General features: G+C 52.6%; 24 protein-coding genes and 1 pseudogene. 9 read left to right on the forward strand and 16 right to left on the reverse strand.

Translation table 11 applies throughout. From position 1 onward, the window contains the following. Positions 1 to 4: 4 nt before the first annotated feature. From CFter6_RS13135 to CFter6_RS13155, 5 genes are all read right to left on the reverse strand, one after another. Positions 5 to 670 carry an MgtC/SapB family protein gene (locus tag CFter6_RS13135; protein WP_041743376.1) on the reverse strand — a complete coding sequence of 222 codons (666 nt, stop codon included), beginning with the start codon at positions 668 to 670 and terminating at the stop codon, positions 5 to 7. A gap of 50 nt (positions 671 to 720) precedes the next feature. Continuing rightward, positions 721 to 2,391 (reverse strand): acid phosphatase, encoded by a 1,671-nt coding sequence (locus tag CFter6_RS13140; protein WP_061540308.1) that lies wholly within the window; start codon positions 2,389 to 2,391, stop codon positions 721 to 723. Positions 2,392 to 2,469: 78 nt separating this feature from the next. After that, positions 2,470 to 3,828, reverse strand: coding sequence for a glutathione-disulfide reductase (gene gorA, locus CFter6_RS13145; protein WP_061540309.1), 1,359 nt, complete (start codon positions 3,826 to 3,828; stop codon positions 2,470 to 2,472). A 76-nt stretch (positions 3,829 to 3,904) separates the two neighbouring features. After that, a complete protein-coding gene (locus tag CFter6_RS13150; RefSeq protein WP_061540310.1) occupies positions 3,905 to 4,177 on the reverse strand; it encodes a DUF2917 domain-containing protein in 273 nt (90 codons plus the stop codon). Positions 4,178 to 4,325: 148 nt separating this feature from the next. Next, on the reverse strand, positions 4,326 to 5,186 hold the full coding sequence (locus tag CFter6_RS13155) for a fumarylacetoacetate hydrolase family protein (protein WP_061540311.1): 861 nt from the start codon (positions 5,184 to 5,186) through the stop codon (positions 4,326 to 4,328). 120 nt (positions 5,187 to 5,306) lie between these two features. Between CFter6_RS13155 and CFter6_RS13160 the strand changes: the two genes are divergently transcribed. From CFter6_RS13160 to CFter6_RS13180, 5 genes and pseudogenes are all read left to right on the forward strand, one after another. After that, a complete protein-coding gene (locus CFter6_RS13160; RefSeq protein WP_061540312.1) occupies positions 5,307 to 5,939 on the forward strand; it encodes a LysE family translocator in 633 nt (210 codons plus the stop codon). A gap of 72 nt (positions 5,940 to 6,011) precedes the next feature. Beyond that, complete coding sequence (gene cls, locus CFter6_RS13165; protein WP_061540313.1) at positions 6,012 to 7,433, forward strand: cardiolipin synthase; 1,422 nt, start codon at positions 6,012 to 6,014, stop codon at positions 7,431 to 7,433. Positions 7,434 to 7,525: 92 nt separating this feature from the next. Then, on the forward strand, positions 7,526 to 7,780 hold the full coding sequence (locus CFter6_RS13170; RefSeq protein ID WP_061540314.1) for a type II toxin-antitoxin system Phd/YefM family antitoxin: 255 nt from the start codon (positions 7,526 to 7,528) through the stop codon (positions 7,778 to 7,780). 175 nt (positions 7,781 to 7,955) lie between these two features. Next, positions 7,956 to 8,342 (forward strand): annotated as a pseudogene (locus CFter6_RS13175) (DNA polymerase Y family protein); the annotation flags it as partial. 489 nt (positions 8,343 to 8,831) lie between these two features. Then, complete coding sequence (locus CFter6_RS13180) at positions 8,832 to 10,109, forward strand: RES family NAD+ phosphorylase (protein ID WP_167351389.1); 1,278 nt, start codon at positions 8,832 to 8,834, stop codon at positions 10,107 to 10,109. 164 nt (positions 10,110 to 10,273) lie between these two features. On the opposite strand, the gene CFter6_RS13185 is transcribed toward CFter6_RS13180, so the two are convergent. Then, positions 10,274 to 10,561, reverse strand: a complete 288-nt coding sequence (locus CFter6_RS13185; RefSeq protein ID WP_061540317.1) for a hypothetical protein — start codon at positions 10,559 to 10,561, stop codon at positions 10,274 to 10,276. A 280-nt stretch (positions 10,562 to 10,841) separates the two neighbouring features. On the opposite strand from CFter6_RS13185, the gene CFter6_RS13190 reads away from it, so the two are divergent. The 4 genes from CFter6_RS13190 (at position 10,842) to CFter6_RS13205 (ending at position 14,592) form a co-directional block, all read left to right on the forward strand. After that, positions 10,842 to 12,035, forward strand: coding sequence for a HEPN-associated N-terminal domain-containing protein (locus tag CFter6_RS13190; RefSeq protein ID WP_082814759.1), 1,194 nt, complete (start codon positions 10,842 to 10,844; stop codon positions 12,033 to 12,035). A 321-nt stretch (positions 12,036 to 12,356) separates the two neighbouring features. Beyond that, on the forward strand, positions 12,357 to 13,160 hold the full coding sequence (locus CFter6_RS13195) for an abortive infection family protein (RefSeq protein WP_082814760.1): 804 nt from the start codon (positions 12,357 to 12,359) through the stop codon (positions 13,158 to 13,160). A 2-nt stretch (positions 13,161 to 13,162) separates the two neighbouring features. Continuing rightward, positions 13,163 to 13,963 (forward strand): TIGR02391 family protein, encoded by an 801-nt coding sequence (locus CFter6_RS13200; protein ID WP_061540320.1) that lies wholly within the window; start codon positions 13,163 to 13,165, stop codon positions 13,961 to 13,963. After that, positions 13,960 to 14,592 carry a DUF2026 family protein gene (locus CFter6_RS13205; protein ID WP_061540321.1) on the forward strand — a complete coding sequence of 211 codons (633 nt, stop codon included), beginning with the start codon at positions 13,960 to 13,962 and terminating at the stop codon, positions 14,590 to 14,592. The genes CFter6_RS13200 and CFter6_RS13205 overlap by 4 nt, the downstream gene beginning before the upstream one ends. 445 nt (positions 14,593 to 15,037) lie before the next feature. Here CFter6_RS13205 and CFter6_RS25650 read toward each other — a convergent pair whose 3' ends face one another. The 10 genes from CFter6_RS25650 to CFter6_RS13250 all read right to left on the reverse strand — a co-directional run bounded on the left by CFter6_RS25650 (position 15,038) and on the right by CFter6_RS13250 (position 26,800). Continuing rightward, positions 15,038 to 15,907 (reverse strand): hypothetical protein, encoded by an 870-nt coding sequence (locus CFter6_RS25650; RefSeq protein WP_150118749.1) that lies wholly within the window; start codon positions 15,905 to 15,907, stop codon positions 15,038 to 15,040. Positions 15,908 to 16,013: 106 nt separating this feature from the next. After that, positions 16,014 to 16,736: a hypothetical protein gene (locus CFter6_RS25655; protein WP_150118750.1), complete on the reverse strand. Its 723-nt coding sequence runs from the start codon at positions 16,734 to 16,736 to the stop codon at positions 16,014 to 16,016. 173 nt (positions 16,737 to 16,909) lie between these two features. Next, a complete protein-coding gene (locus CFter6_RS13215; protein ID WP_082814761.1) occupies positions 16,910 to 18,106 on the reverse strand; it encodes an AP2/ERF family transcription factor in 1,197 nt (398 codons plus the stop codon). A gap of 41 nt (positions 18,107 to 18,147) precedes the next feature. Continuing rightward, positions 18,148 to 19,533, reverse strand: coding sequence for a hypothetical protein (locus CFter6_RS25660; RefSeq protein ID WP_150118751.1), 1,386 nt, complete (start codon positions 19,531 to 19,533; stop codon positions 18,148 to 18,150). Positions 19,534 to 19,537: 4 nt separating this feature from the next. Continuing rightward, positions 19,538 to 19,804 (reverse strand): PAAR domain-containing protein, encoded by a 267-nt coding sequence (locus CFter6_RS25100; protein WP_082814762.1) that lies wholly within the window; start codon positions 19,802 to 19,804, stop codon positions 19,538 to 19,540. Between the two features lie 9 nt (positions 19,805 to 19,813). Then, entirely contained in the window at positions 19,814 to 20,833 is a 1,020-nt protein-coding gene (locus CFter6_RS13230) for an Imm71 family immunity protein (RefSeq protein ID WP_082814763.1), read from the reverse strand. Further along, positions 20,830 to 22,425 carry a hypothetical protein gene (locus tag CFter6_RS13235; RefSeq protein WP_061540327.1) on the reverse strand — a complete coding sequence of 532 codons (1,596 nt, stop codon included), beginning with the start codon at positions 22,423 to 22,425 and terminating at the stop codon, positions 20,830 to 20,832. The genes CFter6_RS13230 and CFter6_RS13235 overlap by 4 nt, the downstream gene beginning before the upstream one ends. 73 nt (positions 22,426 to 22,498) lie before the next feature. After that, on the reverse strand, positions 22,499 to 25,261 hold the full coding sequence (locus tag CFter6_RS13240) for a type VI secretion system Vgr family protein (protein ID WP_082814764.1): 2,763 nt from the start codon (positions 25,259 to 25,261) through the stop codon (positions 22,499 to 22,501). 745 nt (positions 25,262 to 26,006) lie between these two features. After that, positions 26,007 to 26,222, reverse strand: coding sequence for a helix-turn-helix domain-containing protein (locus tag CFter6_RS13245; RefSeq protein ID WP_061540328.1), 216 nt, complete (start codon positions 26,220 to 26,222; stop codon positions 26,007 to 26,009). A 101-nt stretch (positions 26,223 to 26,323) separates the two neighbouring features. Then, positions 26,324 to 26,800 (reverse strand): 3'-5' exoribonuclease, encoded by a 477-nt coding sequence (locus CFter6_RS13250; RefSeq protein WP_061540329.1) that lies wholly within the window; start codon positions 26,798 to 26,800, stop codon positions 26,324 to 26,326.

The raw sequence follows: 26,800 nt of genomic DNA on the forward strand, positions 1-26,800 counted from the left end.
GCATCTACGGCAAACGGATTTCACTCACTTCATGCACATCCGGCAGCGCTTTCAGCTTGACCAGGATGACATCGAATTCGCTAGGCAGCACACGCAGCAACGCCACGGTGACTTCTTCGATATCGGCGTCGTTGGCGTTCTGCTCGACGATGAACTGCTCGATCTGCGCCGTGCCCTTGTCGAGCAGCTGGCCGAACATCTGGAAAGTCATGGCGCCGCGCCGCACCACCAGCCGCACCTCGCGCCGCTGGCGTGCCACGAAGAAGCGTTTTTCCAGAGGCTTGAGGCCGGCCAGGATGATCAGGATGATCAGCGTCGCCGCCGCCGCTGCGATGTAAAGACCGCCGCCTACCGCCAGCCCCACTGCCGCCACTGACCACAGGCTGGCGGCAGTCGTCAGGCCACGGATCACCTCGCCGCGCAGCAGGATCGAGCCGGCGCCGAGGAAACCGATGCCGGACACCACTTGGGCCGCCATCCGCGACGGATCCAGCGCAATCCCCGGCTTGCCCACCACCTCCTGGAAACCGTAGGCCGAGACGATCATCACCAGCGCAGAGCCGACGCACACCAACATGTGCGTGCGCAGGCCGGCGGCCCAGGATAAACGTTCGCGGTCGAAGCCGATGACACTGCCCAGGGCCGCGGCTATCAGCAGCCGGATAATCATTTCAACCTGATCCAATTATTCTTCCTCCTGTAAATAGTGTTGGCGGCGGCCTATGCCAGATCCAGGGTATTGGTCAGGTCGCCCAGCGGCGCCAGGCGGTTATCCCGGAACGCCTGGTCGCGCGCCACCAGAGCATCGAGTTTGCGCAAGCCGTGCAGGCGGGTAATGAAACGCATGATCGAGGTGGTGTCGTACACAGTGTGGTCGACAAACCCTTTTTTTGCATATGGCGAAATGACGGTGGCCGGAATCCGCGAACCCGGTCCCCAGCGGTCGCCCTTGGGCGGCGCCACATGGTCCCACCAGCCGCCATTCTCATCGTGGGTGACGATCACCACCATGTGCTGCCATTGCGGCCCGCGCTGCAAGTGGGCGATGACGTTGGCAATATGGCGGTCGCCCGACTCGACATCGGCATAACCCGCATGCAGGTTCAGGTTGCCCTGCGGTTTATAAAAACTCACTGCCGGCAAACGCCCTGCGTCGATCTCTGCCAGGAATTTGTTGGTGGCCGGATCGTCGCCCAGTCCGGCGTCTTTCAGGTGGGCCTCGCGCAACGCCGTGCCGGGAGCAAAGCTCTTGAAGTAGTTGAACGGCTGGTGATGGTACTGGAAATTCGGCACGGCATCGTCGTTCGCCTTGCCTTCCAGCGCGGCCTGCCAGGCGCCGGCATACCAGGCCCAGCTGATATCCTTTTCCGACAGGCGGTCGCCTATGGTTGCATAGGTTTGCGGCGGCAGCACCATCGGATCGTCGACGTTGGCGTAAGCCGCATCGCCGCCCATGGCCGGTTTCACAAAACTCGGCTGGTATGGCGGCGCCATGGTGTTGACGGCGTAGCCGTCCGGCGTGATGGCGCGGTCGCGCAGGAATTTCGGCGGGCCATCGATGGCCGAGGCCGGATTCTTGTCATCCAGTTTCAGGCGCGTGCCTTTGGGATCGTCACCCTCCACGGTCGCCACGTTGTGGCGCGCCGGGCTGTTGTGGACGTCGGGATAAAAAGGCGTCTGCCCGGAAACCAGGAAGATGTGGTTGAGATAGGAACCGCCGAAGGCTGACATGAAAAAATTGTCGCACAGGGTATATTGCTCGGCCAGCTTCCACAGCCGCAGCTTGCTGGCGGTTTCACCGTAGTGGCCCATGGTCAGGCCGCCGGAATCGGCCCAGGCGACGAACTGGTCGTTCTTGCCGCCGTTGATCTGCATCTGGTTCTGGTAAAACTTGTGCCACAGATCGCGCGTGATCACGCCCTGCGGCAGAGGTTTGCCATGGCGGTCGCTCAGTTTGAACGGTGCGTTCGGCAGGCCACTGATCTGGTCTTCGGCAATCATGTAGCGCTGGCCGCCGACTTCCTGCGCCTGCGGCACCAGGCCGCCCCAGATCTTGGGCAGCTGCGCCAGCGGCGTCTTGCCGTCGCGGTCCAGCTGGGTGTAGCGCGCTTGCATAGTTTGAGATAGCGGCCTCTGCACGCCGGGGAAATTGCCGTACAGGTTATTGAAACTGCGGTTCTCGGCGTAGATCACCACTACATGCTTGATGGCCGATTGCAGCTTCTGGTCCAGCAGTTTTTCCTGGGTTGCAGCGGCGATCTGCTGGTTGCCGTCGCTGGCGCAGTCAGACAGCGCCAGGCTGGCGCCAGCCGCAACCACGGTGCCGAGGAAACGGCGCCGCGTGAAACCGGCGCCCTCGTCTTCTTCTATCAATTCCGGTTTTTCGTTCATGCGCAGTTTCAGTTTCTTGATGTTGGTTTGCAGCCTGCCATGTTAGCAGCAGACGTTCATCTTTTGCTCATGAAACCGTCAATCCGGCCGCGGTGTCCTCAGCGTGACGAACTCTTCGGCAGAAGTAGGATGGATGCCGATGGTGTCGTCGAACACGCGTTTGGTCGCGCCCGCGCGCAAGGCCACGGCAATGCCCTGGATGATTTCGCCGGCGTCCGGCCCCACCATGTGGCAGCCGAGCACCTTGTCGCTATCGGCGTCGACGATCAGCTTCATCATGGTTTTTTCATGATAGTCGCCAAGGCTCAGCTTCATCGGCCGGAATTTTGTCTCGAAGATCTTCAGCTTGTGGCCGGCGGCCTGCGCCTGTTCTTCCGTGAGCCCCACCGTGCCGATATTCGGCAAACTGAATACCGCGGTCGGGATCAGGTGATAGTCGACCGGACGGTATTCCTCGGGGCGGAACAAGCGCCGCGCGACCGCCATGCCTTCCGCCAGCGCCACCGGCGTCAGCTGCACCTTGCCGATAACGTCGCCCAAGGCCAGGATGCTGGGTTCCGAGCTGCGGTATTCCTGGTCGACCTTGACAAAACCCTTGGCGTCCAGCGCCACGTCGACATTCTCCAGGCCCAGGTTGTCCAGCATCGGCCGCCGGCCGGTAGCGTAGAACACGCAGTCGGTATCGAGCACGCGGCCGTCTTTCAAGGTGGCCTGCAAACTGCCGTCGGCACGTTTCGCGATGCTGGCGATATCGGCCTTGAACTGCAGGTCGACGCCCTTCTTCTTGAATTCGTCGTTCAGGTGCTGGCGCACGCCATGGTCGAATCCGCGCAGGAACAGGTCGCCGCGGTACAGCAGGCTGGTCTGCGCGCCCAGGCCATGGAAGATGGAAGCGAATTCGACGGCGATGTAGCCGCCGCCGACCACCAGCACGCGGCGCGGCAATTCCTTGAGGAAGAACGCTTCGTTGGAGGTGGTGGCGAATTCCTTGCCCGGGATATCCGGCACTTGCGGCCAGCTGCCGGTGGCGACCAGGATGTTGGCGGCGCTGATGTGCTGGCCGTTGATCTCCACCGTGTGTTTGTCCAGCAGCCTGGCATGGCCCTCATGCAAGGCGACGCCGCTGTTGAGCAGCAGACCGCGATAGACTTCGTTGAGCCGGTGGATCTCGCGGTTCTTGTTGGCGATCAGCGTGTTCCAGTCGAACTGCGGCTTGCCGGCAGTCCAGCCAAAACTGGAGGCTTGTTCGAAGTCCTCGCTGAAATGGGCGCCATAGACCAGGAATTTTTTCGGCACGCAGCCGACGTTGACGCAGGTGCCGCCCAGGTAACGACTTTCCGCCACCGCTACGCGAGCGCCGAAACCGGCGGCAAAGCGCGCCGCGCGCACACCGCCGGAACCGGCGCCGATGACAAACAGGTCGACATCAAAAGACATTGGCATTCTCCGCGGCCTCGATCAGGCCAAGACACTCGCCGGTAGCGGCGAGCAATGCCAAATATTACGCTATCGACTAGAGCGCCGCTTGCTCGTAAGTGAAACTGGATGGTTTCAGGGCGGTGATCACGATGTGCTTGGCGCCGTGCATTTCAACGTCCTTGTTTTCGTTCAGGAAAATATCGCCTTTGAAATTTTCGGCGGTAATCCACAGCAAGCCGCTCAGACACTTGATCCGTTCGCCTTGTTTCAAGGCTTTCTGGATCGAGATGGTCTGGTCCTCTGCCAGGTAGACAATGTCATGCGTATGCGCACGTGTCAGCAGATGGCTGATGTTTTCTGATTTCATGGTTTTGCCTCGGTATGTTGGCGTCCATTGTTGACAATAAGCGCGTCAAACATTGACTGCCGGAATGATTATTTATTATTATTTATTCCCGTAGACATAACAATCCAGGAAATCAGAACAACACTTGTGCCATCCAAGCACAAATAAATCAGTCCAGCAAACTCTCGTCCCAGGCGTGCACGGTCTGCTGCTGCTCGCCCAGGCCGTCAATGCCGAGCCGCACCACGTCGCCGTGCTTGAGGTACAGCGGCGGCTTTTGCCCCATGCCGACGCCAGGCGGCGTACCGGTCGAAATGATGTCGCCCGGGTACAGGGTGGCGAACTGGCTGATGTAGTGGATCAGGAAAGCGACATTGAAGATCATGGTCCTGGTGCTGCCGTTCTGGAAACGTTTGCCGTTGACCTCCAGCCACATCGACAGGTTTTGCGGATCCGCCACTTCATCGGCGGTGACCAGCCACGGCCCGACCGGTCCGAAAGTATCGCAGCCCTTGCCCTTGTCCCAGGTGCCGCTGCGTTCGATCTGGTATTCGCGTTCGGAGACATCGTTGATCACGCAATAACCGGCGACATGCGACAGCGCCTGGTCCAGCGCGACATAACGCGCCTTGCTGCCGATCACCACGCCCAGCTCGACTTCCCAGTCGGTCTTGACTGAATTTTTCGGCATCACGATAGCATCGTTGGGGCCGCCGAAACAGCTGGTCCACTTATTGAACAGCACCGGCTCCGGCGGCACCGGCAAGCCCGATTCGGCGGCATGGTCGCTGTAGTTCAGGCCCACGCACATGAATTTCCCGAGGCCGGTAAACGGCGTGCCGATGCGGCCGGGAGCGGCGATTTCCGGCAGGCTGGCGGGATCGACCGCACGCAGCTTCGCCAGCCCGGCGGGCGTCAGCTGTTGCGCGGTGATATCGCTGACCACGCCCGACAAATCGCGCAGCTTGCCGCCGCCATCCAGCATGGCCGGTTTTTCCTGGCCTTTGGGACCCACTCGTAACAGCTTCATCTGTTGCTTCCTTTTTTTAAAAACGCCCTGCCTCGAAATACCCATGCGAGCCGGCAAGTTTTAGCTCAAAATACGCAAGCTGGCCCAGACGGGCTTCCTGACAATCCTCTGGAATCGTGTATGCCGAATCTTAATTTATTGCTGGGTTTTGCGCTGGTGGCTTTCGGCATGGTGCTGACGCCTGGACCGAACATGATCTACCTGATCTCGCGCTCGATCTGCCAAGGCCCCAAGGCCGGCTTCGTGTCGCTGGCGGGTGTCGCCACCGGTTTTGTGTTTTACATGCTGTGCGCCGCGTTCGGCATCACCGCCCTGCTGTTTGCCGTGCCGCTGGCCTACGACCTGCTGCGTTTCGGCGGCGCCGCCTACCTGCTGTACCTGGCCTGGCAAGCGGTAAAACCCGGCGGCCGCTCGCCGTTCGCAGTGCGTGACCTGCCCGCCGACAGCAACCGCAAACTGTTCCTGATGGGCCTGTTCACCAACCTGCTCAACCCCAAGGTCGCCTTGCTCTACCTGGCCCTGCTGCCGCAATTCATCGACCCCAACGGCGCCAGCATCCTGGTGCAGTCGCTGGTGCTGGGCGTGATCCAGATCGTGGTCAGCATCACCGTCAACTCGATGGTCACGCTGGCCGCCGGTTCGATCGCCGGCGTGCTGGGCAGCCGGCCCAGCTGGCTGCTGATCCAGCGCTGGCTGATGGGCACGGTGCTGGCCGGCCTGGCGGTGCGGATTGCGCTGCAGGCAAAAAAATAAGCGGGCGGCCCTGCTTATTGACCGATATATTGGCTAATATGCAAGCTGCCCATGAAATTCGGAGCTGTCTGAATGCAGTATTTGCCGCTTGCCCTGGTTTCCACTCTCGTTCTGCTGCTGCATGCCGCCGGCGTCGTCGCCGCGATCCACGCCCTGATGCACACCCGCACGCCGCAAGGCGCGGTGGCCTGGGTGTTCGGGCTGGTGCTGCTGCCCTATTTCACGCTGCTGCCTTACCTGTTCCTCGGCAGTAAACGCTTCACAGGCTACGCCGAACTGCATCATTCACGGCTGGCGCGCCTGCGCCAGCTGGACGATCCGGCCCAGCTGGCGTTAGCTGCGCAATACCCGCCGCATGCCGGCGCCCAGCGCTACCAGGCCATCAGCAAAATGCTCGGCGTGCCGTTCCTGAGCGGCCACCGCCTGCGTTTGCTGGTTGACGGCAAGGCCAGTTTCGATGCGATCTTCGAAGCCATCGCCAGCGCCGAGCACTATGTGCTGGTGCAATTTTTCATCATCCACGACGACGAACTGGGCCGCCGGCTGCAAGCGGCGCTGCTGGAACGCGCCGCCGCCGGCGTTCGCGTCCACGTGCTGTACGACGGCGTCGGCAGCCACGACCTGCCGGCAAGCTACGATGCCATCCTGCGCGCCGGCGGCGTCCAGATCCACCGCTTCGCCACACGGCGCTGGCGCAACCGCTTCCAGCTCAACTTCCGCAACCATCGCAAAGTAGTAGTGGTGGACGGCTGGCGCGGTTTTGTCGGCGGCCTCAACGTCGGCGACGAATACCTCGGCCTCAAGCCGCCGCTGGCGCCGTGGCGCGATACCCACATGGAACTGCAGGGCCCGGCAGTGGCCGACCTGCAGCTGGCCTTCGATGAAAATTGGCACTGGATCACCGGCGAACCGCTGGCTTTGCTGCCGCCGCGCGCCGGCGACGGCCAGGCCACCAGCCTGATCGCCGCCACCGGACCGGCCGACGCGCAAGAAACCTGTTCGCTGTTCTTCGTCCAGGCGATACATGCCGCCCGCCACCGGCTGTGGCTCGCCACGCCCTACCTGGTGCCAGACTCGGCCGTCAACGCCGCGCTGCAGCTGGCGGTGTTCCGCGGCGTCGACGTGCGCATCCTGATCCCGGCCATCGCGGATCACCGCACCGTGTTCCTGGCATCGAGCTTGAATGCACACGAGGCGGTGCGCGCCGGCATCCGCGTGTTCCGCTATCAGCCTGGGTTCACTCATCAGAAGGTGTTGCTGATCGATGACGACACGGCGGCGGTCGGCAGCATGAACCTGGATAACCGCTCGCTGCGGTTGAATTTCGAGATCTCTGCCTTGAATATCGATACGGTGTTTGCCGGCGAGGTCGAGCAGATGCTGAAGACGGATTTTGAGCAGGCGATTGAAATCGATGCAGGCGAATATGCGCGGTTGCATTACCTGTATCGAGTGCTGATCCATGTTGCTCGCTTGTTCAGCCCCGTGTTGTAAAGTAGTCGAGACCCGGGGATAACACTGCTTTTTTTCGCCCCTCATCATTCCGTAACAAATATCTCTGTCGAGAATCGACTGTGAGGTTTCAAATGGGAATCACAACTCTTTCAAGCCGCCAGTTCAGTCAAAATCTCGATAAAGCCAAAAAAGCTGCGGCAGCTGGTCCGGTACTTATCATTGATCGCGGGCAACCGACGCACGTGCTATTGACCATTGATGAATACAAAAGAATCAGCGGCGGCAAAGCGAAGATCGCGGATTTGTTGGCTATGCCAGGAATCGAAGATATTGCACTTCAAACCCCACGGCTGGTTGACTTGGCACAGACCACTGATTTGTCCTGACGCACTTCCAGATAGAAATCCCAGACCTCTATGTTCACGAAGCGATCTCAGAACCCACTAGATAAATTTATATTAAAGACAATATTTATCTGGATAAAAATTCATTAAATTAGCTGTATTTATATACAGTAGTGATATGCTATCGCCGTATTAAGCATTCAAACACATTGACTTCATGCCTTCGCCCATTCGTCGTATCGCACACCTGGATATGGACGCTTTCTACGCGTCGGTAGAGCTGCTGCGCTACCCGGAGCTGCGCGGCCAAGCAGTGGTGATCGGCGGCGGCTCCAGGCACAAGCCCGAGCCTGGGGAAGACGGCAAGCTCCAGTATCACAAGCTGCGCGATTATGTCGGCCGCGGCGTCGTCACCACCTCCACTTACGAAGCGCGCGCCTTCGGCGTGTTTTCCGCGATGGGCATGATGAAGGCCGCCAAGCTGGCGCCGGATGCGATCCTGCTGCCAACCGATTTCGAGTCTTACCGCCATTATTCGCGGCTGTTCAAGGCTGCAGTGGCCGAGATCGCGCCGCTGATAGAAGACCGTGGCATCGACGAAATCGTATGGCGAGAATATAGCCTTTAAGTAATAAAACTCCCGCGTTCTCTTAGAGTAATTACGTACTTTGGCGGAAAATGACAATGCCTTTATGTATTTTTTTATTTGCTGTTTTTGTGCTTTCATATGTTATAGGGGGATGTATTTAATTAGACCCTGCCAATGTCGGAGTGGGGAGGTACCAAATAGCGCTTTAAAATTGCACAAATCCGGGTTAATAAATAGAGCCGTTGAGGCTCTGGATACTTCTCTTTTCCATTCACGTTTCAGTGCTAGGTAGAATTCGGGTGACGGGCGTCGCGCAGCGTAGCCCGCTTCCTCAAGACGTTGTTTTTGTTGTTACTGGTTGATATCTCCCATTACAGTGGTATGACTACGGCCTAGCTGCGCAGCTGGATCGCCTGGTCAAGTATGAGCGGTGATGCGATTCGTCCGTCCCAGCCCGCTGCGAATGTGCCGGGCTTCGCAACTAGTGTTTCAGGGTAAATGGAAATGATTAAAACACTTGAGAAAATGCGACAGGAGTTGCGAGAGCGCGAAGATCAGGAGAGAGACTTTGTCTGCTCCAATTGCATTGAAGATCCCTTTTTACAGCCTTATGCGAGCCATTTGCAATCCCCTCGCATGTGTGTGGGATGCGGGGAGACGGTAAGGCAAGCAATTACGACGAAAAGGCTGGCAGAACTTGTCAGGCCAGTACTCCCGCGTCACTTTGAGATCGATCAAGGCCACTTCCCAGGTTATGAGTTCACCCTGGCTGTAATAGTAGGCAAAGCACGCATTTGCAGCAAGCACATGGTGCAGGAATCAGTGGCGAAGTGGCTTGAAGTTCTTGATGATGAGGAAGATGAATCTGAATCGGAGAAGGACCACTTCTATGCGACGGGCCAAGACTATCAATGGGTAAAAAGCCCGTTTGAAGATGAGGAACATGAGCGATGGTATGTGGTTGGCGATTGGCACCACGCCGCAACGCAGCTTACTCACGGTCGCAGGTTTTTTAACGAGAGGGTTCGTGAGCTCTTTGAGGGCATATTACACGAGGCTCTTGCGGCAAAGGGCATCGATGGCGATGGCCTTCGCCCGATTGTCAAGGATGTGCCGATCGGCTTTGAATTTTTCCGTGCGCGAGTGGCCAACAATCTCGACGAAGAGCAGGCGTTTTCGACAGATCCTACCGGCCAATTAGGGGCACCACCAAAGGAGCGTGCAACGAACGGCAGGATGAATCCCGCTGGAATACCGTTTCTATATATGGCCGACGACCAATGCACTTGCGTTGCGGAAGTGCGGCCATCCATAGGAGACACGGTGGTAGTTGGACGGTTCAAAGCTACCAAGCCATTGCGGATATTTGATCTGACTGCTCTTTCTGGTCGTTTGTCCCATCAGCCGCTAAGCTTTTTTGATCCGTCCTACGAAATTAGAAACCAGCGACGGACTTTGCTGAGATACCTGCACGGCGAAATAAGTCGGCCAGCCAAAACACATGATACTGATTACCTGATGACACAAGCGTTCGCCGAGTACATTCGTTTTGATTGCAGAGAGACGTTCGATGGCTTGGCATTTCGGTCTGGGCAGCGCGCTGATGGAATCAATTATGTGCTGTTCGATACCGCGACTGAGGAAGAGCGGACTTGGGTAAAGTGGAAACCACAGTTTGACGTGAAAATCTCTCCAGCCGACGTTGTCGTCGTTGAGGTGAGCGCCGTGGAATACTCCACGGTCCAGAAAAAGACTTTTGCCCGTCGTGATGACGCTGAATAGCCAGCATACTGCACGGCGAGGGATAAATTGATGCTTATCCATATTGACCTCGGTGCTGGACTAAGTGCGCAACTCCAACTGGATTTATTGATCACAACGAATTGGAACGGGTGACTAAATCAGACTGGCGTATGCAGGGGACTCCCAAAACATGGACGTAACCGTCAAGTTACTTTGATCATTGAATCAACGCCTATATCATAGGCCCGACTTGCGAAAGCACGATGGTGTTCTTTTTCTTGTGCAAGCCCAAGTTCAAATGCCTCGATAAAACGTAATCGATCTAATGTGCCATCATTCAGAGATTGGGCGACCATCATTCCTGTACCACAATAACCTTCCAACGTCCCGATCATCGACTCGCCAGGGCACTCTTTTTCAAAAGCGTCCTTTAGTTTTCCCATTTTGGCCGCACGAGCAATGCTCGCATATGCAGATTTCAAAAAACCCATATCATCCCTCCGATCACGACGTGCTTGTTGTTAAAGGTCAGAATCAGCGTCTATGATTAGTTTTTCTTAAAAACTTCAGCTTGGCGCGGCAAAATATACACGTTTTTCAACATGGTCTGGACGATAACGAAACACTGCTTGCCACCGGCTTGGACACCGAAGCCAATTTACTTCGAATAAACAAAGTGGTCGACAGAAAGGACCTCTTTACAAAAGACTACGTACTAATCTGCCAGCAACCATAAATAAAATATGATTCAATAACCTTCGCGGAGCAAAAATGGGACTGACGAAGACGGCAATTATGGAATCCGAAGCCCAAGGATGGGACGCACCTGATACCTGGGTGTGCACGGAATGCGTTGGAGATGCCTTTCTCAAAAAACTGATCACGGCGAACCAAAGAGAATGCGAATGTAGTTATTGCAACACATCGATTGCTGCACCCACTGAATGTATCATGCAGGCAATTGCAGATACTGTTTTCTATTGGTATGCAGCCCCGCAGGACACTGGTGTGCCGTATGAAGATGGAGAATGGGCCATTCAAACATCGGATACTTTCGAAGTTCTATCGGGACTGGACTTCAGTTGCCAGGCTCAGTTCTTGGACGATGTCATATCTGGATTCCACAATTCCTGCTGGGTAGAAAAGTCTGAAGGCTTTTGGGGTATAACGCGGGAAAATCAGCTTCTATCCCGCGCGTGGAAGTCGTTTGTAGAAGTAGTAAAGCATCGAACCCGTTTTCACTTCCTCACACAGAAAGATGGGGAGGCTTACGATAGGAACTACCTTACCCCCGATGAAGTATTGAGTTCCATCGCTGAATATCTTCGAAGATTTGGGATGCTTAGGGAGGTCCAGGTGGGCACCTCTATTTTCAGATGTCGAGTTAGGGGTAGCCATGACGAGTGGAAGCTAGACGAAGTCCAACTAGGAGCCCCGCCTTCGGAACGCGCCAGTTCAGGTAGGATGAACCCCGCCGGCATTGCATATTTTTATGGTGCGTTTGAACGTGGAACGGCTATAGCTGAAGTCGTGGCCCACCCTCCTACAGAGGTTGCAATGGGGGCATTCGAGATAACTGCCCCATTGATAGTGGCGGATTTAACGAAACGTCCACCAATTCCTTCCATATTTGACGGTACTCAGCGCGATGAGCGTGAGGCCATTCTTTTTCTGTGGGAATTTACCCGTCAGATTTCAAGGCCCATTCAAAAGAACGGAATGGAACACATAGAATATGTTCCATCTCAAGTGGTCTGCGAATACTTGGCGCAGGTCTTCGAGATCGACGATCGGGGACGGCGCCTCGACGGGCTTATCTATCCGAGCTCCATAAAGCCAGGATACAACAACATTGTATTGTTCCCTTCGGAACGGTCGTGGAAGAATATTTTTGATAAGCTAGCATTCGTCGACTCTCGCCTTTTTATTCTTGACGATTGGAACAAGCTGATAAGTGCACTTTGAATGTCGAAACAAGCCGGAACTAGAGCAAATCAAAAATGCCCCAGCGAGGTATTTTTTGTTCGCGAGACGATCGCGATTCGTCAAAGAATATCCCCACGCAACGGGGATAACTGCTCCTCATCCAATTTGGCAAAATCTTCAGGCGATACGCCGTCAGACTGCTGCCGATCTTGTCGCTATCCAGGCCGGCTTTGACTTCGTGCCGATTTAACGGACGAGATCACTTGCAGAAGATTCGGATGTCTGCTGAAAAATTGCCAGGCCGACACCAATTTCCGGCGTATAGTTGCTGTTCTGGCAAACTAGAATGGTTTCGTTTATATGTTACAACTCTATTCAGGTAGTGGATCGGGTGAAATTGATCTTCAGGGGCCAGCATTACCAGATAATCAATGGCAACGCTTAAGGTCATCAATAGTCAAGCTACTCCGACATAAAGGCAGTTTTGAATCCGCCGACAAGTTGGAGTCCGTGCCCTTCACAGTGGAAGCCGCGACGAATTCCTTTGGGGACGATTTTTGCGTTTTGCTCGCCACAGTCGGTTTCGAAGACTATGCGCAACTTGGTGAACAGATTGGTGACCGCAATTCAGAACATACCTATCGGCTGATCGCGAACGCCACCACTGACCTGCTGCCCAGCGGCTATATCCGGTTCATCGCTGTCCGGTTGAATACTGACGATATGCCGAATGCCGTCGAATCACCCGACCTGAGTATTTTGTCGAGCACGGTGGAACGTGCGCTTGAGGATGCTGACAAGTTGATCGCTTCCGGCCAAGGTGCAACAAGCGCGTTGGATCGGGTACATACGGCATTGCATGGATATTTGAATGTCCTTTGCCGTGAGGCCGGCATTGCAGTTGATCCCGGCGAAAAAATGACGTCAGTCTTCAAGAAATTCCGAGAACAGCACCCCAAGCTCTTGTACGACGGACCTCGATCAAATGAGGTTGGGATGGTCTTCAAAGGCGCTGCCACGATCATCGAAGCCGTTAACACACTAAGAAACAATGCCAGCGTTGCACACCCTAATGAGGAAGTCATGCCTCAAGCCGAAGCGATGTTTCTCATCAATTTGATCCGATCCCTGCTGCATTTCATCGAAATGAAAGTGCGTGAATAACTATGGCTAATCTGCCCTGCCTTGCTTCGGCCGAACTTGAGGCAGCTTGCAAAGTGCTTGGTGATACTACAAATGGGCTGTCTGGAAACGAGATCGGGCATCTACTGCTGGAAATTGGTGTGGCCGACACCGCCCCCTCCATGACGAAGTGGAAGCGTCTTTACAATGCACTGGTAGAGAAGCAAAACCAAGTCAAAGCTGGAAACTTTGTGATTCAGTTCATCAACAAGGCCATGACCCCAGTTAGGTATGTATCGGCACCGGAACTGTTTCGCTGGCGGCGGGACGGTCTTAATGTTGCTCTTGCCTTTGCAGGCTATAGGGTGCGCGAGGATGGACTAGTCGCGCATGCTACGCGAGAATCAACTATAGATGGTGCCCGTGCTCGCGCTGGCCGTTTGCGTTCATTACTTGAAAGCCGCGGCATCCACGCCGAGGTATTTAAGTATTGTAAGGCAGAGCTACTTGAAGAAAACTACTTTCATGCAGTACTTGAAGCTGTGAAGGGTGTCGCGGAGCGATTGCGACTCATGTCAGGGCTTGGCTCTGATGGTGCTGAACTCGTGAACGCTGTGTTTTCGGTTAAGTCGCCAATCTTAGCCATTAATTCACTCAAGACTGACACCGAGCTGAGCGAGCAGAAAGGAATCGCTAACATGCTGGTTGGCATTTTCGGTGCGATTCGGAACCCCGTCGCACATGCGCCGAAGACTACCTGGGCAATGCCGGAACAGGATGCAATCGATGTGTTTGGAATCCTGTCTTATGTTCATCGTAAACTAGACGGGGCTACAAAGATATGAAGCGACGAACACTGCTACCGCTATCTGACTACCAACGAATTTATCAGGTCATCTATAGCGTTCTTGAGGCATCGGGGATTGCCGTCACGCACCGTGCCTGCATTTTCTTTGCTTTGGTTGGAGCGAACATTCTACGAACGCACCACGCCCTTTCAGCGACGATCAGTGCTGGCTGTATGGCGCTCATGGTTGACGAGCAGCAAGCGAACGTCGTTGTGTATGGCCGTGACGAAAACGGCATATTTGTGAACAATGAAACGGCGTTTCATGCATGGGTTGAATGCGATGGCTGGCTGATCGATTTCATGGCCCCTATCATGGGTGTCGCATTGCGCCAAGACGGCATTGATTGGCCAGTTCCTCGTCGGATGTTGCAAAAGCATTTGGATGATCGAAAAAACAGTCTCGGCGAGATTCAGCAGGTTGGCGAGTTCTTTGTCAACCACGATCACGCCCTTACTGAGTCGCTCATCGATGGCCAGGGCGTTCAGTTTCTTGATCTTATGAATGCTTGCGTGACTTGGTATCGCAGGCCGCCGAAGCCACTCAGGGAAATTGCATTGGCAGACAGCCATGGCCCGACGAAGAAACTAACGCTGCGTGCACCCTCGATAGACGGCGTTTGGTAATCGCGTCGACTCTTGTCCGTGGGATCAACAATGGCATCGACCCAACATGCAATTATCTGTACTAGTTCAGACTTGACGTGACAGATACTATCGGACCACCGGCAGGTTTCGCCCCAAAGCGGAAGTTCGGCTTTTAAAGATCTGTGAACGATCAGTAGTTGATGTGTATTAGTTCAAACTCAATCTAACAGGAAGTGCCCGGTCAAGTCTAGATCGATCAGGGGTGCGACTGGCCGTATTCGGCCGCATCTTCTTGACACTCTTCATATGCGCCATTCACCACATTTTTGGAGAGCATGTAGTCATTAGCGGACAGACGCAAACATTTCAATGTGCCGCGCATTGAAGCATATGTTGAAACTGATCAGAACTCAGACTCAGTTCAGCGTAGGCCGAATAATGCCATAAGGCAAGCTTTGGGAGATAAACGGAACGCGTGCACTGGTCATACCCCCAATGCTGCTTTGAGTCCTGCTTGTGCTCTTCCACATGTATGCCACAATTCAGGAACGATATTGCAAAGAACTTCAACATGAAAAAGTAAAATAGTAATCTCTTCGGCTGACAAGGGCAGAAACGCAAGTTCAGTAACCCACTCCCCAACAAATTTACACCAGCCTGGTAGCTCTGGATAAGCCGCTGCCGCAGCTATCCACTTGATGGCCGGAGATAATTTCTCGGTTGATGAAATATACAAACCACATCCAAGCAGGGAGAAAGCAAAAATAGCTAGCGCCCCACAGGAATGACTATTTAGACGAGAAGCACTTCGCTTCCTTCCTTCAATAAGAAAAATCCGCGAAGATGACTCTGCAGGAAAAACCCTTCCAAGCAACGTAAAAGTTTCGTCAAAAAAAGGGAAAGTAGTCCAATGAACTGCAGCGCCAGTCAGCGTAAAAAATATCACCAATAGTAGTGCGATGAATGACAGCACCAACAGCCACATTGCGGGATAAAAGAGTAACGTGCAAATACTGACGGTCACCTCAAAATATTGCGGCGGCAGTTTCATCGCTTGAGCAACAAAGAATCTAGCGGGGAAAATTGCGAGCAACAGCACTAATGCGTGCAACAACGCCAAGACAGGCCGACCAATAGGGGAGTCCCAACCGGCGCGCAGATAGGGGCTGCACCACACTGCAAAACCAGCTGCAAAAGATATGCTCGCTAAAAGTGCACAAATCTCAAAAACAAGAACGAATTTCGCATTTATTAGGAAGATGATGAATCCGATAACTGCAAACGTAGTTCCAAGAAAATAACAACGGGAAGTGAACGTTAAATTTTTCCCGTAGTTAATCAGATTAAAGCGCATATGAATTTTTGTAATTTTGTAATTCGGAATAGCAAGTTACTAGAAACGATGTCGGGTAATAGTCAGTATCGGACTAAACATTTGAGTCGACGATGATTCGTCTGGATCACGCCGGACATTTCATCTTTCGTAACTGTATGGAGTAAAGCAACTGCGGTTTATCGCCGACAGTCAATACATGGACAGACGCGGCATCCGTGATGGCAGTGAACTTGTCAGAGCGATCCAGTAGCAGGCCGCTGATTACTGTACCGTCTAGGAGCTTTGCTGTTGTAATCACGGAATTTCCTTTTCTCAAATCACATATTTGCAATGTGATGTTGTCGGCCCCAGCTGAATATGCAGCTTTGATCCAGGGAGAAAGAAGAAGTGACAAACAGAGGATCAAAGACCCACTCATAATGATCGTCGCACTGAACAGTCCGACGGATTTTTCAACGGTAAATTTCTCAAACCAATTGTCAAATTTCATAGACAATCGTGAACGCTTCCCAATAGTTTGATTCTTTCGCGTCAGACTCAGAAAAAAAACATAAACTCCCGCAAGAATGATGATAATTGCTGCCGCTTCCCAATGGGTAAATACCCCCAAAAATCCAACAAATGCCGTCCGTTGCAGTGAGACTGGTGAAAATGGTCCATCTAACCCAAGCCGCCCCCAATATCCCGAGTAATAAGCCTCTCCCGCAATCCATGCCTGTATCCCCAACAAGGTGATAACAAACGCGAGCCATTTGACAAAATCAACCGAAGGCTTTTGTGCGGTTGCCGGCTTTGAAGCGCGATTTTTTCTTAAGGCTGTTTTAGGAATATTTGTCGTGTTTGCCATTCGAATTTTCTGGTAATTTTTTTGAAAGGAAAGCTACGCAAGCAATCTAGCATAAAGTACAACTATCGCAGACCAATTCACATAGACAGCACCGAGATCCCAGAAAATGGTGGGATTACCGTGACGAAAAGTAACGCACCTTGTATCGTATTTAGGCAGGCCCGGCGCAACATCTAACCGACATCGCGATCTTGGTCCGTAATAACCGGCTCAGACATGGCTAGCTGGACGGCAAATAGCATTTGCTTCGCAGCGTGTTTAGGCAAGTGAGGTACATCGGTCAATTCCGCAACAAACGCTCGTCGGGCCTGGACCGCCAGTGCAAACGCCTGCTTTTCGCCGTATTTGGCAATAGAAAATCCCTTGGTGCGGTTTAGCTTCCCCGCTTGCTTGGGCGCGTAGGCGACCCAGGCTTCGCGCCTCTTGCCGTCTACCACCTCACGCCGGAGATAAACGCCGGCCACACCGCTGGTATTCGCTGCCGGGATGCGTGTAACAGCTTGGGCCTTACTAATGGCCGGTAACGCAACAAAAGTCTGATCGCGCCAGATTTTGGCTGCTTCCAATGCAGCCGTCGTGCCACCATAGATGCCATCGGCAAAGGATTTTCTGTAGCTGCGACCTTGACGCACGATGCTGACACGAAAACCGCTGCGTTCAGTCGCACCGATGTAGCGGCTGATATAGGGCTCCCCACTGCTTGTCGCTTTCTGGAGCGCTTGCTCTGCTGCGATCTCTGCCGCCGTTTGTTTCTTTGCTGCCAGTTGCGCAACATGCTGATCTTTGGCGATGCGTTTCGCAGCGCGTTGCTTGCGTCGTTCTTCCGGCGCACGCAACTTGGCTTCAAGCTGCTCAATATCCGCTGCGGAGCTAATCGGCTCTGGCTGCTGCTCTGGTTTGTAGAGTGTATTGCCAAGAGCTGCCAGCCCCTGTTCACGGGCAGCAATAGCGCGTTGCTTGGCGCCAGCTTCACCATAGGTCTGGACTAAAAAACTTTGAATACGGGTTTTACCATTGCCTAAGGGGATACGGGCAGCCCAGGCGTGCGATTCCGGCTCACCGCGACTATTTTTGCGCTTGGCATGTGTTTTATGGAAGACGCCAGAAATACCCGAGCTATTGTTGATGCGTACTATTGCGCAAAATTGCGCCATAGACATAGGCGGGTGCGCGGCAATGATAGTGTCACGCCAGGCTTGAGCCAGTTTCAACGTCGTCTGTTCGCCGCCACAGCGGTTCTCATAGAATCGCTTTGTGTACGATTTACCGTTGCGCCTAATCATCACCACCACGTAATAGCTTTTTACCTGGGAATGAAACATCCGAAAAATACCGATCTGATCAGGTGTATGTCGAACTGCTGAGACCATCGTTACCTTGGGCTATCGCCGCTTCATCAGTTGTAAATTTTTTATACAGTATCCGGCATAATCACCATTGCTGTAGTTTGTCGCACGTTGGCGACGCTGACAAATAGTGCCGCTTGTTCTGTTGTCGCGGCCATCTCGGCAGCTAGCGCAATATGAATGAGATCCGAGGCCGCGCCGAAGGACCCGGCAAGTGCCATCGGTGCGATCCGCTGGGACAACGGATCCAGGTTGGGTAATACCTTTTCCATGGCATGTATTACTTCCTGGCTGCGCGGCATGCGGTGATCCGTATCACTGATTACGATACCTATCTTGTCTGCCGTGGTTTGTGCAGCGGCCATCGCTTCGGTGATGCAGGTAACCAACGTGCCGGAATCAAGTTTTCCTTTGGTGCCGCGATCCTCGGTCCGCTGCCCTCGATGGACTGTGCCAAGCGTACAACCGTCGACGAGTTCCGAAGCCTGAGCATAAGCAGCATCCACAAGCAACAAGCCGGCCGCACCTTCGGCCGGCACGAAACCGTCCGGTGTCCTGTTGGAAAACACCTGGTCCAGTGCCAACGACGTAAGCAATTCGTCAGGGTTCACCAGGCTGTCGGCTGCCAACAGCAACACGTAAGGCATTTTGCTTGGACTCATATGCTGCTGCAAGGCATTCACGACACCATAAGCACTCTCTGTTGCAGCAGGCAACAATTGCAAGTCGTAATCCACATTGCGCCAGAGTGAATGCGTCCAGGCTATCGAGAAACTGAGACGCGTTTCATTGTTTAATGGCAGCGCCTCCGGGACCAGCCAATAGACCTTAGCCGGAGCAGTGGTAGAACGAGCTAAGTCCGCTTGCTGATCGAACAAGGTATTAAGCACGGTCACCAACATCGCTGACACTCGCATAGCGCGAGAGCGAGTCTCTACAGGATAATTGAGTATTTCCAAGGGTAACTCTTCGACAACGGCCGCATGAACTGGGTGTCCATCTTCATTTCGTATGATCTTGTCGGGACGAAAAGCCCTCTCTTGTTTCCGACTACGAGTAACCGTCGCGCTGGCGTCGCCGAAAGGTGTTACTAAACCCCATGCGCCGATGCGCAGCTTCCCAGTCAGCGACGTAGTTGGAGTAGATTTTGAGAGCGGCGACGATTGGACATTCGCAGCATCCGCTACTGCCGGACTTGACGCTACTGAGGAGGTGAAGACATGCAATCCGATCCAACCAATCAAGGTCAGTATCGTCGACGGCAGCAGCGTCATCGTTATGACGCTTTGAGTACCGGTCATACCCAGACTTCCGAGATATTGGTATAAATTATTCAGTGAGAATAACGGAAGCAACAATATCCAAAACGCAGTCAGCAATAAAAAAGTGACGAGCCACGTGATCCCACGTACAACACCATTGGATGAAACAAAGAACGCTGGCAGTTTCAAAATTTTACCCTTGCGAAGCTGTAGGTATACTGGAAATCAAAGCACAACCGCAAGCGCTGTGGTGTCCGTGCAATGCAACCTGGCGACCATCGATAGTAAATGTCGGTGAACCCTCAATGATCGGATTTATGCCGTGTCCGGGCATTGGGCAAGTTACCATATCCCCAACGCGGGCAATGCCCAAACCGTGGATGAGATGGATCGACGATGCGCTGATGACGACGCCCCCATGTGTGGTTTTGTCGCCCAAGCGAATGATAGAAAGCGCCATGTCTTTGGATCAACTACTGACAAGCAACCAGATGACATCACGTCCTTGATACTGCGGTAAGCGCTCGCCCTTTTGGAACGCTTGTTTGCCATTGATGTCGTCCAGGACGACCCAATTGCCAGATTGAGGACACGGCTCACCGGTGGCCGCGCTTGGCTGACTATCTGGGAGAGTTGGTACAACAGCCGGTTTGGCAATTTTGGTTTCAATCGGAAAATATAATGACTCTTCTTCCGGTATTGCTCCATCAAAATAGCGAGTGTCTTCCCAGATGAGACGCCAAGTTACAGAAATTGGTTGTCCTACGACATAAGTACCGTCAGTAACTTCCAATTTCGGCGCGGGCGCCCCCGCCAGCAGGTAATTCATGCAACCATCTTTTACCTGAGGTTCGTATATACCGAAAACCGCCACCTCATCATTTGTTTTAATCAATACTTCTGACGTTGGAATCGGAACATCCGGCAGTTGACCAGGTATAGGTAGCTTGGCAAATGTGTCATGCCAAAATGTGGTCCAGCATTCTGGTGCAGGAGCATCCGCCATCATAGATTGTATATAACCGGCATCACGTGAGGCTATATCGAACACCTTGATTGCGTCTGTCATTTCATCGACATATTTCCCGTCATAGAAATGATCGCCACGTGCTCCGTTATTCACCAATTCGCTGTACCAAGAATTTGCAATGGTTCCCGCATCCCCTAAAATACCTCTGTCGTTATAGAGCCACACATTCCGGTCACCCTGCAATAGCAGCTCTAATCCTTGTTCATATAGTACTTGGGCTTTAAGAATTTCGGAGTAATACGGTTCCCAATAGGTTCCGTCCATTAAACCCTTTGCATGTGGCTCTTCAACTATCTGTTTTTTAAAAATCACTGCAAACGCATCGAAAGCATCGGCGGCTCGTTTCCATGCCGTGTAACTCGTTCTACGCTTGAGATACCAGAACAATTTTTTGCGGTCGTCAGGCGTCATTTTCCCTGCTGACCACTGAGTTTTAAATATATCGAACAGCCCCATCATGTTCCTTTAAGAGTTTTTCTGTTTTCGCTAGCACGCTGCTCTTTGGCGGCACCAGCCGCTGCGCTTTGCTTGACCGACTCTACACTGACTTTTTCTTGTATCTCGGTCACGCCCAATCGTTCTGTTTTTGCTGCTCCAGGTATCACGGTTTCTCCATAGCCGATTTTGCCGTTGATACCTTTCCAGCCACTCTGCTTAACCTCGACTATGATGGATTTGCCATCTGCCATCGCGATGGTAGCTTTACCGCCGCCGCGTTTGTACAATTGATCGGTCAGCTCAAGAATTTGCTTTTCAAAAAAAGCTGTTACAACGGCCTGTTGGCCGCCCCCTTCCAAAAACTGCCCGCCAATTTTTTTACTGAATTGTTCAGAAACCGTACTAGTACACGCAGGAATTTTTACACCGGGTGGAATATGTACCATGGACAACCAGCCATTACGATTCCATTCATCAATAACGGCATATTTTTTTCGCCATTCTGCCGCTGTTTTGGGCGGCGCGCCGCGTCCCCAGAAGGGACCGATGGGGTTCGACTTTCCAACTTCGACACCGTGTGTCGAACCCTTCTCGCCAAATGCCCTAAACAATGTTTCACCTTCAAGCAATTCATTTTTTATTGGCCCCGAGGAAGCTGCAATTTTGGGGTAATAACTCACTCCTCCAACAGTTTCAACCCGATCCTTTAAATCCGGAAATCCTGCTTTATGCTTATAAACTTCATCAATCGAGCGACCAAATTTGGCATCAGCGTTGGCTGCATTCTGCGCGTATGTTCCGCCATGAACGATTTTTTTTGCCGCGCCGCTTTCAATCAACCGCGCTTCTTCCGCATAAGTGACTGTCTTTTGTCCAGTTTGCACAGCCAATGTTTTAGCCTTGTCTATCGGCGGCACTCCACCATTGTGAATGAGCTCCTGAAGATTTTTTAATTTCTCCTGAAATACTTTAAGCCCTTCTGGTAACTTGCTGGCAATTAGCTCTTTTATTTGCTTGAAGCCGTTCGATATTTGCTCCATCCTCGAGATCATACTTTGCGGGAGAATCGCACTAAAGCGCAGGCCATAGCGATGAATGGAAATGATGATCATGTCGCAAAAATCACTGAATTTGGTTATCAGCTCTTTTTCATATTTCATCACATCCATCGTCTTGAGCCACAATTGTTCATTACCATGACCAATTCGATTTAAGAATTCGAGCACTTCATGCGCAATCTTGGCAATCGCTTCGGTATCTCTAGCAACATCAGCACCCACTCTGAGAGCTACTCGTCCAACACCTTTGATCACTCCACCTAGAACCGGAATCAGGGCAAACACAAAAATCACCAAAAGCACCCATTCCATGACGTGTTCACGTTTTTCAGGTTTGGTGGCTAAACCTAGACTAACTGCCACCAAATCACGAATCGCGGTAACGTCGCCGACAACTGGGATCATGCCAATACCGGCATCGGTAATAATTTGCGGCAAGGTTTGCTTTTCATTGAACGCACCTTGAGCCGTACCCCAGAGAAATTTACCAATTTCGACCGCTAGCAGTTCGGCCGCTTTAAGTGAAAGACCGCCCGGTGCGGATGATGAACTCATTTCTTCATTCCTGATGAAGCCGACATGCCCTGTTGGACTACATGACGACGTGCCTGTTTAAAAAGAGAAGCCATCAGACTTCCCCTGAATTTTTGTTGTTGCTATATTTGTCGATCAATGCATCAATACTATTTTGATTAGGCTTCGCGTTGTAATTCGGCGTAGGACGTAGATCTTTGCGCGCATACTTACTTGGCATAGAGCCAAAACGCACTTGCCCAGTCCCGGCTGGAACATCTGTCAAGACAGCACGTCCTGCGCCGTCCAATGTGCCTGTACGTGTGATGCCTCCCGGGAAATCCACCGCAAAAGGGGCGCCAACAAGTGGTTCTTTGTCGTGATAAAGACGTTCGATTGTCAGCTTATTCGGTGTCATCGATGTTGTGGGTAGTTCCGGAGCCGCATAAGGCAATGTCTTCGGACCGGTCAGCGAGAAATCAGACTGATGAATAATCCGCTGACCACTCGTTATGTCGGTGATCCCCGATTCATTGATCTTGATCGCAGAGCCGCCAGCTCCTATAGTGATTTCCTTCTTTGCCCAGATCTCGATATTGTCGGTGGTCGAAATGAGTCGCAACACTTTCTCGGCAATGATGTCCAAAGCATCGCTTTGAGCCTGGATCTCGACCTTTCCCTTGGCAGCAAACAGCTTGATGCCTGCGTTTTGAACAAACAGACTGATTTTCTCGGTAACGCTGGCAACCAGGCTTTTGCCAATCGCCAGATTAGTGTCGGTTCCCGACGAAAGCGTGACGGAGTCGCCGCTATGAAGATGCGTACTCTTCGGAGTCGCGAGACCAATACCGGCAGGCGAAGCGATTAGCAACACGGGCTCTTTGAAACGATTCGCTTGTTGCTGCCCTTCGCCTTCATATTTATCTTGCGTCGCTTCGGTGAATTTTTTCAGCGATTCTTGGCCATTCAAGGCCTCAGCGTTAGCTTTGCTGCTGGTGTCCGACATGGATTTAGTCAGGTTCTGGCCCGCCTCCAGCTGCTGGTGCGCTTCCCTGACATCAAGCTGCGACCCTTGCGCGCCAGGACGGCCAAAGGTACTGATATATAAACCTTGATTAGTAGTGATGGCTCCATAAGCGTCGGAATTCAACGCAAAGCCGGAACCATAGAAAGCCTGGCGGGCATTACCTTGTTGTCCAACCAGATATCCCAGATTCAACTGCGCGTTAGTGTTGCTGCTATAGAGCTGAACACGATTTTGATTGGAGTTGTCGTCCATCACCAACTGAGTAAAGCCAGAACCTTTGTATTCCTTGGATTTATATCCCGACAACTTGCCATCAGTATGCCAGTCTGGTGTCTGTTCCCCGTTGTAAATGCGACCGGTAACAAGTGGACGATCTGGGTCGCCACCGAGGAAGGTAATCACCACTTCCTGATTGATGCGCGGAACATTGAGGGCGCCATAACCTTGCCCGGCGTTCGGGTAGCTGACCCGCACCCAACACGAAGCTTTTTCGTCACCTTGATTCAGTCGATTCCATGGGAATCTGACCTTGACTCGATTGAGCGAATCCGTGTAAATCTCTTCCCCATCAGGCCCCACGACTGTAGCAATCTGCGCATGCATATCCGGCCTACGGTGTTCCAGCGGGCTGCGATATTCAACGGTTCGGCGCTGCACCTCAATGCTGTTGACGCAATAACCGCTTTGTTCGTTCACAATTTTGCTACTGGCCGCAGTCTGATTCTTGACGTCAGCGATCTGCTGTTCCAGGCTGCCAGGGAAATGATTGACCGTGGTCGACAGCGGCAGGTTGTTCTCGATATACCAATGCAGACCGATGATAAAAAACTGGCGATCTTCCGCGCTGTCACGATCATGATCAGTATGCTCCGCCAGGCTGAACCAGCGACCAACGCCGGCGGCGAGCCGGGAAACGCTCGACCAAGCGAAATAACGCTTTGCTTGTGATTCCCAGGCTTCGACCTTGATCTTTGCCAACTTGTCGCCGCGGTCCCGCTCCAGATAGGTGTAGGTACCAGTGTATTCATAAACTTCCAACTGGTTCGGCACCTCACCGTGTCCATCCAAGGTATAGGTGTTGGTTGCCTTGTTATTGCTTGGTGCCTTGTAATCGTAAGTAACAGTGGACAATTGTCGGCTAAGCAGCGTTCGTTTGCCTCCCCACTGGGTGATCTTGTCGACTTCGTCATTGCTGCCGGCACGATGAAAGCGGATGTCTTCCGGCGCCAGCGGTTTTAACTGACGCACGGAATCGGTAATCACCAGCGTGTGGTCGGAACCGTCTTCTTTCTGTTCGTGATAGCTGTACCAGCCCTCTTCTTCCATCAGCCGCATCACGAAATTCCAGTCGCTTTCGTATTGGGTGCAATACGAACGTGACGGCGCAGCCTGTGTGAGGTCGAAACGGAAGTGGCCCCGTGCCTGAGTGTGCTGGTTGAATACCTCGCTGATGATGTCTTCCGTGGTCTGGTCCTGCCAGATGCGAGCATCCTGGCGGAATTGCAGGAAATGCAGCCAGGACGAAAAAGCCAGCTGATACACCGTGAATTGGCCGTCGTGGCCAAGCATGCCTGCCTGGTGCACATAACCATGCACTGGCAAATAGCTGCGCTTGTCGGCTTGCTGTATCCACAGCGTGACCGGCTGGGCAATCAGCTGCTTGAGTTCGATGTTGTCCTGCAGGGACAACACATCCAGGGTGTAGGTATAACCACGGCCTAAACGGTCATGGGCAACAACGCGATGGGGCAGGAGAACGTCGGCACCGAGCGGTGTATCGAGCTTAAGCAGACGGCTTTGCTGGCTCACGCCTGCCCGTATTGCAGCAAGCGTTGCTTGTGCAGTTTCCATTCATGCCCCCTGTGGCTTTATATTTGGTGGGTTATTTTGCCATAGGATACTGTTGCTCCCAAGATAACTACACGAAAATTCGGTACTTTAGAGACAATTTCACCTTCTTTTACCTTTATCCGGCATCTGCATTGTGACAATTACAATTGATAAATAATGTTGCAACAAAGCATGTTACTCTGATTGTTTTCAATTTACCAATTCACAAGGAGCAATATGCGTAAGGTTCTCAGCATCGTGGCATTGGGAATAGCAGTCGGACTTTCAGGTAGCGTTTATGCTCGTGGAGGACATTCATCATCCCACTCTTCAAACATTTCCCATTCGACTTCAAATTACGGCTCAAACCATACAGTTCATGAGTACACACGTAGTAATGGCACGCATGTTCCTTCGTACCGTGCGACCAATCGCAATTCCACGAGAAACGATAATTACAGTACTAAAGGCAATGTAAATCCATACACTGGTAAAGCGGGTACGAAACCTCGCGAAGGCCAATAATTACCCACAAACATGTAACTGCACTCAAGGTCGCGGCTGCATCTTTAGACTATTGGCTGAATGATGTTTGCCCAGTTTGCAGCCGCAAACGTTCCTATGGTGCTTTCTGATACCGTATGTAAGGCATGTAGGGACAGGGAAAACCGTTAGTGCTTGAGTTGGGGTCACGAGATTACCTGGCTGATATGAATTTCATATACGCGATTGAGACCTTCAATCATTGGCTGAAGGTCTTTGGGGGTTAATCCCTTTTAGCCCATACGAAATTTATTGCATCGACTGGATCAGGCAATTCCATTGGGAAATGTTTTACTTCGAATGCTTCTACCAAGGTAGCCAAAATATCCAGGCGATTACCATCCGGCGTATTGAACTCGGATGACATCAATGCGTCAATTTCAATCAGCGCTGCGCGATGATCCTCCATAGTTCGGATCGGTTTAATGTTGATGTTCATATTCAACCCCTTCAGATTGTTTGCGCATCTCCTCCATATGCGTAGAACTTTATCGGAGTAGTCGAAATTGTTCCTGCAGCTGTTTATGAAAAGCACGGAGCTTATGGTGGCTGAAACGGCAATTCTCGAAAAGAGTAGCGATTCGCCATGGCATCATAAAGCGCATGATGCTCAGGAAGTTTATTTTTCTCGTAAAATTCGCAGCAAAGCAGTTCGTCAATATTATTACCAACTAACGTTTGCCGACACCACTTTGGCACCTGATATTCCAGGGCATTGATCAATAGATCCCAATCAGTCTGAGAATCAACACAGATCTCGACATAGTCTCTTTGTGCTTTAACCAGTTCTAACCAGGTTCGCAATCTGACAGATAATTCGTTCTTTGAACATATCGCAGCAGGAAACCGCCCGAGCAGCGGGATAACGGTTTCTCGCACGAAATCGCTGCATCCGCCATGCGGATACGGAATCTCCGCATAAAACTCTTCGCCGGAATCTGCGACCATCCCGATGCTGATCAAATGTGGGCGAATAAAGTCTGTGAATTCCGTGTCGAGAAATATTTTTAGAGTCAT

Origin of the sequence: Collimonas fungivorans, from assembly GCF_001584145.1 — a bacterium.
GTDB classification, from domain to species: Bacteria; Pseudomonadota; Gammaproteobacteria; order Burkholderiales; family Burkholderiaceae_D; genus Collimonas; species Collimonas fungivorans.

Bases quoted from the DNA above. Each gene is read 5' to 3' on its own strand.
- CFter6_RS13135 (WP_041743376.1), bottom strand. From the start codon at position 670: ATGATTATCCGGCTGCTGATAGCCGCGGCCCTGGGCAGTGTCATCGGC.
- CFter6_RS13140 (WP_061540308.1), bottom strand. From the start codon at position 2,391: ATGAACGAAAAACCGGAATTGATAGAAGAAGACGAGGGCGCCGGTTTC.
- gorA (WP_061540309.1), bottom strand. From the start codon at position 3,828: ATGTCTTTTGATGTCGACCTGTTTGTCATCGGCGCCGGTTCCGGCGGT.
- CFter6_RS13150 (WP_061540310.1), bottom strand. From the start codon at position 4,177: ATGAAATCAGAAAACATCAGCCATCTGCTGACACGTGCGCATACGCAT.
- CFter6_RS13155 (WP_061540311.1), bottom strand. From the start codon at position 5,186: ATGAAGCTGTTACGAGTGGGTCCCAAAGGCCAGGAAAAACCGGCCATG.
- CFter6_RS13160 (WP_061540312.1), top strand. From the start codon at position 5,307: ATGCCGAATCTTAATTTATTGCTGGGTTTTGCGCTGGTGGCTTTCGGC.
- cls (WP_061540313.1), top strand. From the start codon at position 6,012: ATGCAGTATTTGCCGCTTGCCCTGGTTTCCACTCTCGTTCTGCTGCTG.
- CFter6_RS13170 (WP_061540314.1), top strand. From the start codon at position 7,526: ATGGGAATCACAACTCTTTCAAGCCGCCAGTTCAGTCAAAATCTCGAT.
- CFter6_RS13180 (WP_167351389.1), top strand. From the start codon at position 8,832: ATGATTAAAACACTTGAGAAAATGCGACAGGAGTTGCGAGAGCGCGAA.
- CFter6_RS13185 (WP_061540317.1), bottom strand. From the start codon at position 10,561: ATGGGTTTTTTGAAATCTGCATATGCGAGCATTGCTCGTGCGGCCAAA.
- CFter6_RS13190 (WP_082814759.1), top strand. From the start codon at position 10,842: ATGGGACTGACGAAGACGGCAATTATGGAATCCGAAGCCCAAGGATGG.
- CFter6_RS13195 (WP_082814760.1), top strand. From the start codon at position 12,357: ATGTTACAACTCTATTCAGGTAGTGGATCGGGTGAAATTGATCTTCAG.
- CFter6_RS13200 (WP_061540320.1), top strand. From the start codon at position 13,163: ATGGCTAATCTGCCCTGCCTTGCTTCGGCCGAACTTGAGGCAGCTTGC.
- CFter6_RS13205 (WP_061540321.1), top strand. From the start codon at position 13,960: ATGAAGCGACGAACACTGCTACCGCTATCTGACTACCAACGAATTTAT.
- CFter6_RS25650 (WP_150118749.1), bottom strand. From the start codon at position 15,907: ATGCGCTTTAATCTGATTAACTACGGGAAAAATTTAACGTTCACTTCC.
- CFter6_RS25655 (WP_150118750.1), bottom strand. From the start codon at position 16,736: ATGGCAAACACGACAAATATTCCTAAAACAGCCTTAAGAAAAAATCGC.
- CFter6_RS13215 (WP_082814761.1), bottom strand. From the start codon at position 18,106: ATGGTCTCAGCAGTTCGACATACACCTGATCAGATCGGTATTTTTCGG.
- CFter6_RS25100 (WP_082814762.1), bottom strand. From the start codon at position 19,804: ATGGCGCTTTCTATCATTCGCTTGGGCGACAAAACCACACATGGGGGC.
- CFter6_RS13230 (WP_082814763.1), bottom strand. From the start codon at position 20,833: ATGATGGGGCTGTTCGATATATTTAAAACTCAGTGGTCAGCAGGGAAA.
- CFter6_RS13235 (WP_061540327.1), bottom strand. From the start codon at position 22,425: ATGAGTTCATCATCCGCACCGGGCGGTCTTTCACTTAAAGCGGCCGAA.
- CFter6_RS13240 (WP_082814764.1), bottom strand. From the start codon at position 25,261: ATGGAAACTGCACAAGCAACGCTTGCTGCAATACGGGCAGGCGTGAGC.
- CFter6_RS13245 (WP_061540328.1), bottom strand. From the start codon at position 26,222: ATGAACATCAACATTAAACCGATCCGAACTATGGAGGATCATCGCGCA.
- CFter6_RS13250 (WP_061540329.1), bottom strand. From the start codon at position 26,800: ATGACTCTAAAAATATTTCTCGACACGGAATTCACAGACTTTATTCGC.